The sequence below is a fragment of the Chthoniobacterales bacterium genome, from assembly GCA_018883245.1.
Lineage (GTDB): Bacteria > Verrucomicrobiota > Verrucomicrobiia > Chthoniobacterales > JACTMZ01 > JACTMZ01.
The window spans coordinates 36,522-48,399 of sequence record VEQL01000004.1 but is presented as its reverse complement, the minus strand read 5'-3'; the positions used below and the strand labels follow the sequence as shown (position 1 = coordinate 48,399).

The following is an 11,878-nucleotide window of genomic DNA, read 5'->3' as shown; positions in this document are numbered from 1 at the left end:
GAAAAAAATTCTTACGCGCAGACCCTCACGCGCTTCAAGTGGCCGTGTTCCCTGATTTGGACACGCCCGGTCTGGAACATGTCCACCAAGGCGGCGATGGCTTCGCGGCTGTCCTGGGTTGCGGATCCGAGTGCTTCCACCAGCTCGCCGAGCGAGTGGCGTCCACGGTTGAATTTGCGGTAGGGGTTGAAGGGCTTTGTTTTCATGAAGGCTTTGACCGCGCGGCGCTGCGGCCGTTCAAAAAATCAAACGGCCGTTTGGCGATCTGCGGCCCGGCAAATGCCTTCTTTTCCATCGGGGTGCGCCTCTGTTATGAAAACACCCTTGGCTCGCGGAACAACAGAAGGAGGCAGCAAGGCTTGGAGTGAAGTGCTGGGGTTGCTTCTCCTCGGCGCCGGGACTCTTTTGTTCCTGGCACTCGTTTCGTATTCCTCGGCCGATGTTTCCTCCTTCTGGTGGTTCGGCACGCAGGAACCGCCCCAGCGTCCGCCGGAAAATTTCATCGGTCCGGTTGGCGCCATCGTTGCCGCATTCTGCTACTTCCACCTGGGAGCGGCATCCTATCTCCTGGCCGTCATGCTGATCGGTTTCGGGGGCGCGAAATTCCTCCATGCCGGACTCGATTTGAAACGCCGCCTCGGATGGATGGCGGCTTTCGTTCTCTCCGGCGCGTGCCTCGCGGGGATCCAACCATGGTTTCTCCAGGGGTGGAAAACGCATTTCAAGATCGAGGGACCGGGCGGGTGGTTCGGACTGGTCTTCGGCGAGAATCTGCTCAAGGCGCTGCTCGGCGGAATCGGCGCCACAATTCTCCTGCTCATTGTTTACCTCGCCAGCCTCATCCTCATGACCGGCATGCATCCGGTGAAATTCTGCAAGGCGGTGATGGCGGCAATCCCGGAAAAACTCCGCCAGTGGCGCGAGGCGCGCATCGAGAAAAAACGTGCCGAGCAGGAAATGCTCGTCGAGGAAGCCCTTGCCACGACACCCAGGAGCAAGCCGCGCACGGCGGCGCCACGCGCGCGGCGCAAGCCGACACCGGCCGCGGAAGAGGAAGAAGACGAAGAGGAGGAGCAGGAGGAAATCGGGCCCGAGCCTCCTTTGCCCGAACCGAAAATCATCGATACCGGCGCGATCCAGCCCCCGGCCAAAAAGCCCCCTGCTCCGCCGCCGAAAAAGAAAAAGGAAGCCGGACCGCTCGGTTCACCGCCCGATGTCCATATCGAGAATTACCAACTTCCGCCGCTCGACCTTCTCGACTCGGCCGATGCCGGTTCGCGCCAGTCGGCCGACCCGAACGAGTTGCTCGCCACTCAGAGCACCATCCTCGAGACGCTCAAGCAATTCGGCCTCGAGGCCAGCGCTGGCGACATCACACGCGGTCCCACCGTCACGCGCTTCGAGGTCTATCCGGCGCGCGGCGTGCGGGTGGACCGCATCACCAGCCTCGAACGTGACATCGCCCGCGCGACGCGCGCCGAAAAAATCAACATCCTCGCGCCGATCCCCGGCAAAGACACTGTCGGCATCGAGATCGCCAACAGCAAAAAGATCAAAGTCGTCTTCCGCGAGCTTCTCGAAAGCGAGGAATGGGCCAACAGCAAAGCCAAGATCCCGCTCGCGCTGGGCAAGGATGTTTACGGGCGCACGATCATCGCCGACCTCGCGCAGATGCCGCACCTTCTCATCGCGGGAACCACCGGCAGCGGCAAAAGCGTGTGCGTGAACGCGATCATCGCCAGCATGCTCTACAAGTTTTCCCCCGAGGAACTGCGGTTCATCATGATCGACCCGAAGGTCGTCGAGATGCAGCACTACGGGAAGCTTCCGCACCTCGCCGCCAACGTCGTCACCGAGCCGAAAAAAGTCCTCCTCGCGCTCCGGTATGTCATCGACGAGATGGAGCGTCGCTACCGCATCTTCGCCAAATGCGGGCTGCGAAACATCCACGGATTCAACGCGCGGCCGTTGGACAAAAAAGAGGCCGGCGACACACCTCCTCCCGAGCCGGAAACCGCGGAAGAGGAAAGCGAAGGCGGCATCGAGGACGAGGTGCTCGGAGCGCCGCCCCCGGCCAAAAAGGAAGAGGAACTCAAAATTCCCGACCGGCTTCCGTTCATCGTGGTCATCATCGACGAGTTGGCCGACTTGATGCAGACCGCGCCGGCCGACGTGGAAAACGCCATCGCCCGCATCACGCAGATGGCGCGGGCCGCGGGCATCCACATGATCGTCGCGACGCAGACGCCGCGGGCCGACGTGGTCACGGGCGTGATCAAGGCCAACATCCCGAGCCGTATCGCTTTCCAAGTGGCATCCAAGCTCGACAGCCGCGTGATCCTCGACGCCAACGGTGCGGAGAAACTGCTCGGGCAGGGAGATATGCTCTATCTTCCGCCGGGCACCTCGACACTCGTCCGGGCGCAAGGCGTGCTTGTCACCGACGACGAGATCCACCGTGTCGTGGACTGCGTGTCCGCGCAGGCGCAGCCGACTTTCGATCCGGGGTTCCATGAGGCCATGACTTCTACTGCTTCCGCCGACGACGACGTGACGGAGGAAGACGAGGAACTCGTGGCCAAATGCCTCGAAATCATCAAGCAGGAGCGCAAAGCCTCGACCTCCATGCTCCAGCGCCGCCTCCGGCTGGGCTACACCCGCGCGGCGCGCGTGGTCGATATCCTCGAGCAACGCGGGATTGTCGGCCCCAAAGATGGGGCCAAGGACCGCGAGATACTTGTGGACTTGGACAGCCTGCCCTGATGAGGCATATTGGGAAACCGATGAATCCTCATCCCGGCCAGGAACTCAGAAAGCTGCGCGAATCCAAGGGCATCAGCCTGGAAAAAGCGGCGGCTGACACCCGCCTGCGCGCCGGCTTGCTGCAGGAGTTGGAGGAAAGCGCGGACGTGAACATCCTTCCCGACGTTTACCGCAAGCTCTCGCTCCGGATGTATGCGCGCTACCTGGGCCTTGATTTTGAAGTCACGCGCCGCGCCACCCAAACCCGCGAGGGAGTCCGCATCATGCCGGTCGGCAAATTCGTCCGCCGCATGGGACGCCCGCTGAAAAGCTCGCGCCTCGATACCGCCCAGCGCAACCGTTTGCTTTCCGTTGCCAAGACTGCCAGTGCGGCCGTCGTCGTCGTTCTGGCCATCGGGCTCTGGTCGCTCAACGCCAAACTCTCGCGCCTCAACCTCGACGATCGTCCATCGACCGGACGCCACGTGGCACAGGCGGCGCCACAGGCCGTGCCGCAAAGCACCGACGCGCCGTCACAACTGCAGATCCACGCGGTGCTGCCGCGGGAAAATGTCGTCCTCGAGGATCCGGTGACCCTCACCCTCGCGCCGGGCCCGCAAACGCAGCACGCCGAAGCGGGATTCTGATCTCCGCCGCGCACCGGCCGCACGCATGCGCCAGAGCAAGGAATCTGCCCGCCCCCGCATCGGCATGGTCAGCCTCGGCTGCGCCAAAAACCTCGTGGATGCCGAAATCATGCTGGGCGGGGCGGCCAAGGGCGAATTCGACCTGACGCGCGATCCGGACCAGGCGGATGTCCTCGTCATCAACACCTGCGGCTTCATCGACTCGGCCAAGGAAGAATCGATCAACACCATCCTGGAAATGCACGAGCGGCGCATTTCGTCGCGCCCCGGGCAGAAACTCATCGTCAGCGGTTGTCTGGCCCAGCGCTACCACGAGGAACTCAAAGCCGAGATCCCTGAGGTGGACGCCTTTATTGGGCTGGACCAGGTCGCCGAGTTTCCGCGTATCGTGCGCGAGGTGCTGGAGCGTCCGTCGGCGCAAAGCGCCGCACCGCTCGACCTTGTCACCCGCGGGTCGCGCTACATCCCGGATTATGACACTCCCCGTTTTCTGCTCACCCCGCGCCACACGGCTTATGTGAAAATTGCCGAGGGTTGCAACCATCCCTGCAGCTTCTGCGTCATCCCCCAAATGCGCGGACGCCACCGCAGCCGCACCATCGATTCGGTCGTAGCCGAGGCGCGCCAACTCGTCGCGCAAGGCGTGAAGGAGTTGAACCTCATCAGCCAGGACACCACGTATTTCGGCATGGATCACTGGGAGCAAAAGGCCGGGCCCCGCCAGCCGGTGGATTCCTCGCGCGGGCCGACGCTTTGCCGTCTTCTCGAGGAACTCGACGGGATCGAAGGCGACTTCTGGATCCGCCTGCTCTACACGCACCCCGCGCACTGGAGCGACGAACTCATCGCCGCCATCGCGCGGAGCAAGAAGGTCGCCCGCTACGTCGATATGCCTTTGCAGCATATCCACGAGGAAATGCTGCGGCTCATGCGCCGCGAAACCTCCCGGGAACACATCGAGGATCTCATCGTCCGGATGCGCGAGGGCATCCCGGGCCTCGCCATCCGCACCACTTTCATCACCGGCTTTCCCGGCGAAACCGACGAGCATTTCGAGTCCCTGCTGGAATTCATCGAACGCGTCCGCTTCGAACGCCTCGGGGTTTTCAAGTATTCGCAGGAGGAAGGATCGCGTGCGGCGAAAATGGACGGTCAGATACCGGCCGCGGTGAAAAACCGGCGGCATGCGCGTGCCATGAAGCTGCAGCAGAAAATTGCGCGGGAACTGGCCGCGGCACGGCAGGGCCGCACAATCAAAGTCCTGGTCGACAAGCCGCAGGTAGCACGTTCGGAGCATGACGCCCCGGATGTCGATTGCCGCGTCCTGTTGGAAAAACCCCTGCCGGTCGGCGAATTTGCCGAAGTCACCGTCACGGGGTCGCAGGTTTACGACCTCACGGCTCAGGCGGTGTAGGAAGCCTCGACCCGTTCGGCCACGTCGAGGTAGCCGTAATCTACCTCGTAGATCTGCTTCATGCAATCGAGCGACTTTTCTTTGTCGCCCATGCGTTCGTAAACAAGCCCCAGATTGTAGATGATGTCTTTTTTCGTGCCATCCATGCCGGGAATTTCCGACGCCGCATCGGCGAGCGTCTTGGCCGCGAGGTCGAGCATGCTGCGCTCGGTGTAGCATTTTCCCAGCAGGTTGAGCGCCTTGGTGCGCGTGTTCGGGTTGGACCGCGCTTTCTGAAGCTCGGGGATGGCCTCTTTGTAATGCCCGGCGATCACCAGCTGCTCGCCGAGTTCGAAGCGGTATTGCAGGTCGGTCGGGTTGCGGTCCACGCGGCGCTGCGCCTCGCCCAGCATCAACTCGGCCCGATCCCGGCGAAGTTGATCGAGTTCCGTCTTTGCTTGCGCGGCCGCGGCTTCGTCCAAGCCCGAGGCTTCAAGCTGCTTTTCCTTGTCGGCGATGGTCTTGGACAGCATGCGCGCCTGCGAGTCGCTGATTTTGCGCAGGAGCCCGGGATCGGTCTCATTGGCGAGCGCCGAAAGGTATCGGTAATATTCCACCGCGTTGCCGTAATCTTCGCGGTTGAAATAAAGATCCGCCAACTTCCTTGCGGCCTCGCGATCGGGATTCCCCGCCTCGTGGGCCTCATATACGATGCGTGCCAGATCCTCGGCGGATTCCGCGGCGGTCACGACCTTCTCGTCGGCACCCGCGGATTGGCGCTGCTTGACGAGATCGGCGAAGGACGCGGTTTCGAGGCGCCCGCGCTGCATCGAGCGGCGCGCCGCCGCTTCCCTTGACTTGTCGCGCGCATCGAGATCCGCCGGGTTTTTGTGCAGGATCTCCTCGAATATTTTGAACGCCTCGTCGTAGTCTTCCGTGGCCAAGAGGTAATCCCCCAGGTCGTGCTTCGCCTGGTTGGCATTCTTGGGGTCGTGCGCGATGGTCTCGAGCGCGAGCCGCGCGATCGCATCGAACGTCTGCATTCTGTCGCGGGCCGCGTGCACCGACTTCGCGGTTTCCGCGTCATTCGGGGCGTTCTTGAGGATGAATTCGATCTGTTCTGCGAGACGCGGGCGCTTTTTGTCCGATTCCACCTTTTCCCCGCCGTGCTTCACGTAGGTTTCGTAGATGAAGTTGCGTTCGGCTTTCGACGCCGTCGAGGCCGCCTCGAAGAGATCTTTGTTGGGGGCGACGCCGAGCGGATCCGCGTCCAGGGCTTTCTCGGCTATCTCGATCGCCGCCTTCCAATCGCCGGACTCGAGGAGTTTTTTGATTTTTCCGCGGCCGAGCGAAATGCCGGTGCCCGAGATCCCGAAAAACGAGGACTTGCCGCGCGAGCGCAAGATCTGGGCCTCGCGCAGAAGACGGCGGCCGACGAGAAATTCCGGCTCCTCGATCACGAGCGGTTGCAACAACTGAACCACCAGCGCCGGATTTTTCATCTCAAGGGCGCTCAGGGCCTTGAGATAAATCGAACGCTTCTGGGTGGGCAGGTCGTGTTCTGTCTTCACGTGCAGCCGCGCAGTTTAACAGGTGCTTCCGCGCGGTGCAATCCGCGTCAGGCAGCCGGAACGTCGGGGTAGCTTCCGAGCAGCCGGGTGAAAGCGCACACGCCTTCGAGCTTGGCCAAGGCTCCCGCCACGGCGGGGTCCGCGGAATGGCCGGCGAAGTCGGCGAAAAAGTAGTATTCCCAGGGGCGCCGCTTCGAAGGACGGCTCTCGATGCGCGTGAGGCTGATCCCGGACTTCTCGAAAGGCTCCAGAGCGCGGGCAAGCGCTCCGGGTTGGTCTTTCACCGCGAACATCACCGAAGTCTTGTCGTGGCCGGACGGCCGTGTGTCCTGCCTTCCGATGACGAAAAACCGCGTGACGTTGCCGGTTGCGTCCTGGATGGAACGCGCGAGGACCGGCAAGCCGAACTCCGCGGCCGCCATGTCGCCCGCGATGGCCGCAGCGCCTTCCTCCGACGCGGCCAGTTCCGCGGCGCGGGCGGTGCTGGAAACCTCGACGCATTCCGCGGAGGGAAGATGCGCCGCCAGCCAGCGGCGGCACTGCCCGAACGGCTGCGGATGCGAGTAAACGCGGCGGACCTTTTCCACCGGCACACGTCCGAGCAGGTTGAGATCGACGGGTAAAAACGTCTGCGCGCAGATGCGGGCCGCAGTGTCCATGAAGCAGTCGAGGGTCGCGTTGACGCCTCCTTCGAGCGAATTCTCGATCGGCACCACGCCATAGCCGGCGCGGCCGCGTTCGACGGCCTCGAAAACCTCGGGAATGGTGCGCTCAGGCTGGAATTTCACCGAGCTGCCGAAGTGCCGGGCAGCGGCCTGGTGGCTGAACGTGGTGCGCGGTCCGAGATACGCCACGGTGATTGTCTGCTCGAGGGCGCGCATGGCCGAGAGGATTTCCCGGTAAATGGCGCGGATTGATGTTTCGGGCAGGGGACTTTTGTTGGCGGAGACAAGACGGCGAAGCAGCGCATCCTCGCGCTCCGGAGCATAGTAGGGTCCGCCGGACTTCTCCTTGAGGCGGCCGATTTGTCCGACCAGCTCCGCGCGCTCGCGCAGCAGGTCGAGAATCCGGTCGTCCACCGAATCCACCGCGGCGCGGAGGTCATCGAGATTCACGGCGTCACCTCCGCGGCCGCCTCCTGCGGCGGCTCCGCTGCGGACTCTGCGGCGCCATTCGCTCCCCCTTCGGCGGGAAACGGCAAATTCGGCTGGGCGTCATCCGTGGCGATGGCGGCCGGCAACTCGATGCGGCGCAATTCCGCGCAGTTGGGAAGTTCGTCGAGCGAACGCAATCCGAAGTGCTCGAGGAAAAATTCCGTCGTCCCGTAGAGCAAAGGCCGGCCGGGCACATCGGCCCGCCCGGTGATGCGTATGACACCGCGCTCGAGCAGCGTCTGCATCACGCCATCGACATTCACACCGCGCACGGCCTCGATATCCGCCCGTGCGATCGGCTGGCGGTAAGCCACGATCGCGAGGGTTTCGAGCGCCGACGGGCTGAGGCGCGCCGGGCGGTTCTCGGGAAAAAGCTGGCGCACCCACGGCGCGGCGTCGGGCGCGGTCACCACCTTCCAGCCGGCGGCGCTTTCCACCACCCGGAATCCGCGTTGCTGCTCCTCGTAAGCGGCCTGCAATTCGCGCAGCACAACGGCCACATCATCCTGTTTGGTCTTGGCCAAGGCCGCGATGTCCGCGTCCTCGGGCGCGGATTCAACCGCTCCCTTGAGATATTTCACGCATTCGGATGCTGAGAGCGGCTTGTCCGAGGCAAACAGCATGGCCTCGAGCACACGGGTGAGATGGTTCATCGGATGGACGGAAAAAGAGAAATGCGAGGATTCGACATTTGCCGCGGGGCATCAACCGAGAAATGCGCTTTTCACGGGGAGACCGCACCGGATCCCCGGCGCTGGAGCAGGATTTCTCCGAAGGCCGCATCCTGCCGGACGAGAACATGGCGCAGCCGCACCAGCTCGAGCAGGGCGAGAAAGGTCGCCACGACCTCGCCGCGCGTTGTCTGACCGGCGAACAGCTCCTCGAAACGCAGGGGCTCCGCCTCCGGGAGCACCTTGAGGACGAATTCGATCTTTTCCGACACCGTGAAACGGTCAGCTTCGATTTCGCGTTCGGCGCCCTTCTTTTTTTCCAGGCGGTCGAGCACGCGCTGGAAAGCGGCGATGAGGTCGAGCGCACCCACCTCGCCCGCCAGCAAGGTCGCCCCGCCGTCGGAAGGAGGGGCGGACGGAGAACGGCCGAAAAGTTTCACCGCCAGTTCCTCGCGGTTACGCAAATCGCCGGCAGCTTCTTTGAACTTTTTGTATTCGATAAGCTGCCGGATCAGTTCCCAGCGCGGATCCTCCTGCTCGCCCTCCTCTTCCTCGGGACCCTGCAAATCGGCGGGCAGCAAGGTGCGGCTTTTGATGTAGAGGAGGTTGGCGGCCATGACGATGAATTCGCCGCCGATTTCCACGTCGATCGATTCCATAGCCCCGAGGTATTCAAGGTATTGGCGGGTGATGCGCCCGATCTCGATGTCATAAACATCGATCTCGTCCTTCCGCACAAGATAGAGCAGAAGGTCGAGCGGACCCTCGAAAACATCGAGTTTGACCTTGTAGGCCGCTTCGGTCACGGCCGTTGTCAGAGTCCGCGCTTGCGGCGCTCTTTGGCCTTTTGCACCTTGTGCTTCTTGCCGTCCACCATGCGCGTCTTGCGCTTGCGCAACTGGCTGGCGATTTTTCCCACCACGAGATCGATGGCGGCATAGAGGTCTCCCTCGCGGTCCTCGGCGTGGATGTCCTTGCCCGGCATGGCGAGGTGGACTTTGACCACGTAGTTGCTCTTGGTCTTCGACTCATCATGCATCAGGACAACGTGCGCGCCGATGATGCGGTCGGATTGGTGGTCGAGGTGGGCCAGTTTGTTGACGACGTAAGAATTGATGGCGCCCGTCAGAACGAGGTGCCGCGGACTCAAATGGATATGCATACAACTCCAATAAACCATCACCCGCCGCCGCGGCCAATCCAAATGGGTCAGACCCTGCCGGCTTCGCCGAGGATCACGCGGGCGGCCGCATCGAAATTCTGCTTGTTTTTCTTGCCCCTGATCGACTGCAAGGCGTTGGCATGGATGGTCCGCGCCGCCTCGGGATCGCGGTAAACCCGGATCCAGATTTCCATCATGCGCAAATGCGGCGCGATCTCGGACGGGTGCGCGGCCGCCAGCTCTGCGTAGGCCTCGAGCGCGCCCGCGTAATCTTCGGCGGCCAAGCGGCCCTCGGGGATGCTATACATCGGTTGCGGGCGCGAATGCCTTTCACCGGGCATGAAAAGATTCGCGCACAAATCACCGAACCAGCCTGCCAAGGGCTTTGCCAGCATGATCGCCGCCACAATGAGAAGTCCGTGGCCGGCAACAATGAGAAGCATGCCGCCGGGGATCCCCTCGGTTTGACCTTTGGCCGACAACCACCACCACAACGCGGCACAAACGAGCAGGCCACCGACGCGGGCAAGCAAACCGGGCATGGCGGGAGCATGACACATCACAATCCGCGGGTGCATTGAAAATGCGATTGATTCCGGACGCCTTATTTGGTGCGTTGTCGCCCCTCTATGCGTATCCGGGCATTCCAAGGACTCATCCCGCGGGCCGATCTGGCCGCTCAACTCGCGTCGCCTCCCTACGACGTTCTCGACACGGAGGAGGCGCGCGCCATCCTCGCCGCGCAGCCGAAGTCTTTCCTGCGCGTCGTGCGGTCGGAGGCCACATTGCCGCAGGCCACCGATCCCTACAGCCCCGGGGTTTACGCGCGGGCGAGGGAAAATTTCCAGAGCCTGCAGAATGACGGCGAACTAATCCGCGAAAAATCCCCGCAGATTTACCTCTACCGCCAGATCATGGGCGGGCATTCGCAATCGGGCATCACGGCCCTTTGCCATGCCGATGACTACAACGCGGGCCTGATCAAAAAACACGAGAAGACGCGACCGGACAAAGAGGACGATCGCGTGCGGCTGAACAGCGCTCTCTCCGCGCACATCGAGCCCGTTTTTCTGGCATTCGAGTCAACGAGCGAAATCCGGCGGCTCATGGACGAAGCCGCGCAAACCGCACCGCTTTTCGATTTCACGGCACCGGACGGCGTGCATCACACGCTCTGGCGCATGCCCGATGCTATGGCGGTGCGCGCTGCCTTCGACGCCGTGCCGCACACTTACATCGCCGACGGACACCATCGCTCGGCCGGGGCGGCGCGCGTGGGTTCGGCACGGCGCGCGGAAAATCCCGCCCACACGGGGGAGGAAGACTACAACTGGTTCCCCGCGGTGCTTTTCCCGCAGGACCAATTGCAGATCATGCCCTACAACCGCCTCGTCGCGGATCTCAACGGCCTCTCGCCGGAGGAATTCCTTGTGCGCGTAGGACACGCCTGCACGCTTGCGCCCCAGGCCGCGCCATCACCCGCCGGGCCGGGTCACGTCTCGATGTATTTCGCCGGGCATTGGCTGGATTTGAAATTCGACGTTCCCGCCGGTGCGGACCCCGTGTCCCGTTTGGATGTGAGCCTGCTGCAGGACCGTGTCCTCGCCCCGATCCTCGGTATCGACGATCCACGCACAAGCAAACGGATCGCATTCGCCGGGGGAATCCGAGGCACCGATTACCTGCGTGACGAAGTGGATGCCAAACGCGCCGCCGTTGCGTTTTCCATGCATCCGGTCAGCATGCGGCAACTGATGGACATCGCCGATGCGGGGCAAATCATGCCTCCGAAAAGCACCTGGTTTGAACCGAAACTGCGCTCGGGACTGTTCATCCACACGTTTTAGATTTGTGACCGGCGTCAGAGGCGGCGGATGTCCCGGGCGCACGCGCTACAGCCGTCCGAATGCGACAAGCTTTCCTTTTTTCCGGAACAGTCCGAGGAACCCTCCGTGTCCGCCGTAGGGTGTTCGCGGGTGAAGCTTGTAAATGCCGACTCCCCGCGAATTTTGGGCACCGGCCATGAGCAATTCGCCCCGTTCGTCGCGGCCCAGATACACCATCACGTGGGTCACCGGGGGTTTGCGCTTCGGTTTGTAGGTGTGTTCCCAGAAAAGCAGATCGCCTGGTTGCAGGCGTTTGGCCCACCACGACTTTTCCGGCACACCACCGAAAAGACCCCCCACTCTTTTAATGCGACCCTCTCGGCGAACATAATTGTATTGGTCCGAGGCGGTGCGCGGCAGCTCGATCCCGCGGGTGCGGCTCAAAAGATACCGGGACGTGTTGGAGCAATCCATCGTCCACGGCGCGGATCCCCCGGCAGGCACCATCGCCCCGCCGTAGGGAATTCCTCGGGAAGCCAGCGCACTCGCTTCGGAGAGAAGAATTCCGGAATCCTCGGCCCATGTTGCCGCATGAACGGCAAGGAAGATCGCGAGCATTGCCGTGACGCGCGGCATCGCAGTCAACAATAACACGGGGCGACGGGCTGTCCACAACCCCGCGGCACCTCTCAAATGGCTTTCGCGAAAGCGC

The 11,878-nt window shown here is 62.6% G+C and carries 12 protein-coding genes; 4 read left to right on the top strand and 8 right to left on the bottom strand.

The features are described from left to right. Positions 1-11 precede the first annotated feature (11 nt). The gene (locus FGM15_02410; protein ID MBU3664720.1) at positions 12-206 is read right to left on the bottom strand and encodes a hypothetical protein; all 195 of its coding nucleotides are present in this window, start codon (positions 204-206) and stop codon (positions 12-14) included. A 73-nt stretch (positions 207-279) separates the two neighbouring features. Here FGM15_02410 and FGM15_02405 point away from each other — a divergent pair, with 73 nt between their 5' ends. The 3 genes from FGM15_02405 to rimO are packed head-to-tail and all read left to right on the top strand — an operon-like array spanning position 280 to position 4,803. Beyond that, entirely contained in the window at positions 280-2,763 is a 2,484-nt protein-coding gene (locus FGM15_02405; GenBank protein ID MBU3664719.1) for a DNA translocase FtsK, read from the top strand. Then, positions 2,763-3,389, top strand: coding sequence for a hypothetical protein (locus tag FGM15_02400; GenBank protein MBU3664718.1), 627 nt, complete (start codon positions 2,763-2,765; stop codon positions 3,387-3,389). Before FGM15_02405 ends, FGM15_02400 begins: the two co-directional genes overlap by 1 nt. 25 nt (positions 3,390-3,414) lie before the next feature. Continuing rightward, positions 3,415-4,803: a 30S ribosomal protein S12 methylthiotransferase RimO gene (gene rimO, locus FGM15_02395; protein ID MBU3664717.1), complete on the top strand. Its 1,389-nt coding sequence runs from the start codon at positions 3,415-3,417 to the stop codon at positions 4,801-4,803. Here the strand turns inward: rimO and FGM15_02390 are convergent. The 6 genes from FGM15_02390 to FGM15_02365 form a co-directional block, all read right to left on the bottom strand. Then, positions 4,791-6,353: a tetratricopeptide repeat protein gene (locus FGM15_02390; protein MBU3664716.1), complete on the bottom strand. Its 1,563-nt coding sequence runs from the start codon at positions 6,351-6,353 to the stop codon at positions 4,791-4,793. The genes rimO and FGM15_02390 overlap by 13 nt on opposite strands. A 47-nt stretch (positions 6,354-6,400) precedes the next feature. Then, positions 6,401-7,468 (bottom strand): prephenate dehydratase, encoded by a 1,068-nt coding sequence (gene pheA, locus FGM15_02385; protein MBU3664715.1) that lies wholly within the window; start codon positions 7,466-7,468, stop codon positions 6,401-6,403. Beyond that, on the bottom strand, positions 7,465-8,160 hold the full coding sequence (scpB, locus tag FGM15_02380) for an SMC-Scp complex subunit ScpB (GenBank protein MBU3664714.1): 696 nt from the start codon (positions 8,158-8,160) through the stop codon (positions 7,465-7,467). The genes pheA and scpB overlap by 4 nt, the downstream gene beginning before the upstream one ends. Before the next feature lie 71 nt (positions 8,161-8,231). After that, complete coding sequence (locus FGM15_02375; GenBank protein ID MBU3664713.1) at positions 8,232-8,984, bottom strand: chromosome segregation protein ScpA; 753 nt, start codon at positions 8,982-8,984, stop codon at positions 8,232-8,234. An 8-nt stretch (positions 8,985-8,992) separates the two neighbouring features. Then, on the bottom strand, positions 8,993-9,382 hold the full coding sequence (gene raiA / locus FGM15_02370; GenBank protein ID MBU3664712.1) for a ribosome-associated translation inhibitor RaiA: 390 nt from the start codon (positions 9,380-9,382) through the stop codon (positions 8,993-8,995). 5 nt (positions 9,383-9,387) lie between these two features. Next, positions 9,388-9,882 carry a hypothetical protein gene (locus FGM15_02365; GenBank protein ID MBU3664711.1) on the bottom strand — a complete coding sequence of 165 codons (495 nt, stop codon included), beginning with the start codon at positions 9,880-9,882 and terminating at the stop codon, positions 9,388-9,390. Positions 9,883-9,969: 87 nt separating this feature from the next. On the opposite strand from FGM15_02365, the gene FGM15_02360 reads away from it, so the two are divergent. After that, positions 9,970-11,187, top strand: a complete 1,218-nt coding sequence (locus FGM15_02360) for a DUF1015 domain-containing protein (GenBank protein ID MBU3664710.1) — start codon at positions 9,970-9,972, stop codon at positions 11,185-11,187. 45 nt (positions 11,188-11,232) lie between these two features. Here the strand turns inward: FGM15_02360 and FGM15_02355 are convergent, their stop codons facing one another. Beyond that, on the bottom strand, positions 11,233-11,802 hold the full coding sequence (locus FGM15_02355; GenBank protein ID MBU3664709.1) for an NlpC/P60 family protein: 570 nt from the start codon (positions 11,800-11,802) through the stop codon (positions 11,233-11,235). Between the last annotated feature and the right edge of the window lie 76 nt (positions 11,803-11,878).

Bases quoted from the DNA above. Each gene is read 5' to 3' on its own strand.
- FGM15_02410 (MBU3664720.1), bottom strand. From the start codon at position 206: ATGAAAACAAAGCCCTTCAACCCCTACCGCAAATTCAACCGTGGACGC.
- FGM15_02405 (MBU3664719.1), top strand. From the start codon at position 280: ATGCCTTCTTTTCCATCGGGGTGCGCCTCTGTTATGAAAACACCCTTG.
- FGM15_02400 (MBU3664718.1), top strand. From the start codon at position 2,763: ATGAGGCATATTGGGAAACCGATGAATCCTCATCCCGGCCAGGAACTC.
- rimO (MBU3664717.1), top strand. From the start codon at position 3,415: ATGCGCCAGAGCAAGGAATCTGCCCGCCCCCGCATCGGCATGGTCAGC.
- scpB (MBU3664714.1), bottom strand. From the start codon at position 8,160: ATGAACCATCTCACCCGTGTGCTCGAGGCCATGCTGTTTGCCTCGGAC.
- FGM15_02365 (MBU3664711.1), bottom strand. From the start codon at position 9,882: ATGCCCGGTTTGCTTGCCCGCGTCGGTGGCCTGCTCGTTTGTGCCGCG.
- FGM15_02360 (MBU3664710.1), top strand. From the start codon at position 9,970: ATGCGTATCCGGGCATTCCAAGGACTCATCCCGCGGGCCGATCTGGCC.
- FGM15_02355 (MBU3664709.1), bottom strand. From the start codon at position 11,802: ATGCCGCGCGTCACGGCAATGCTCGCGATCTTCCTTGCCGTTCATGCG.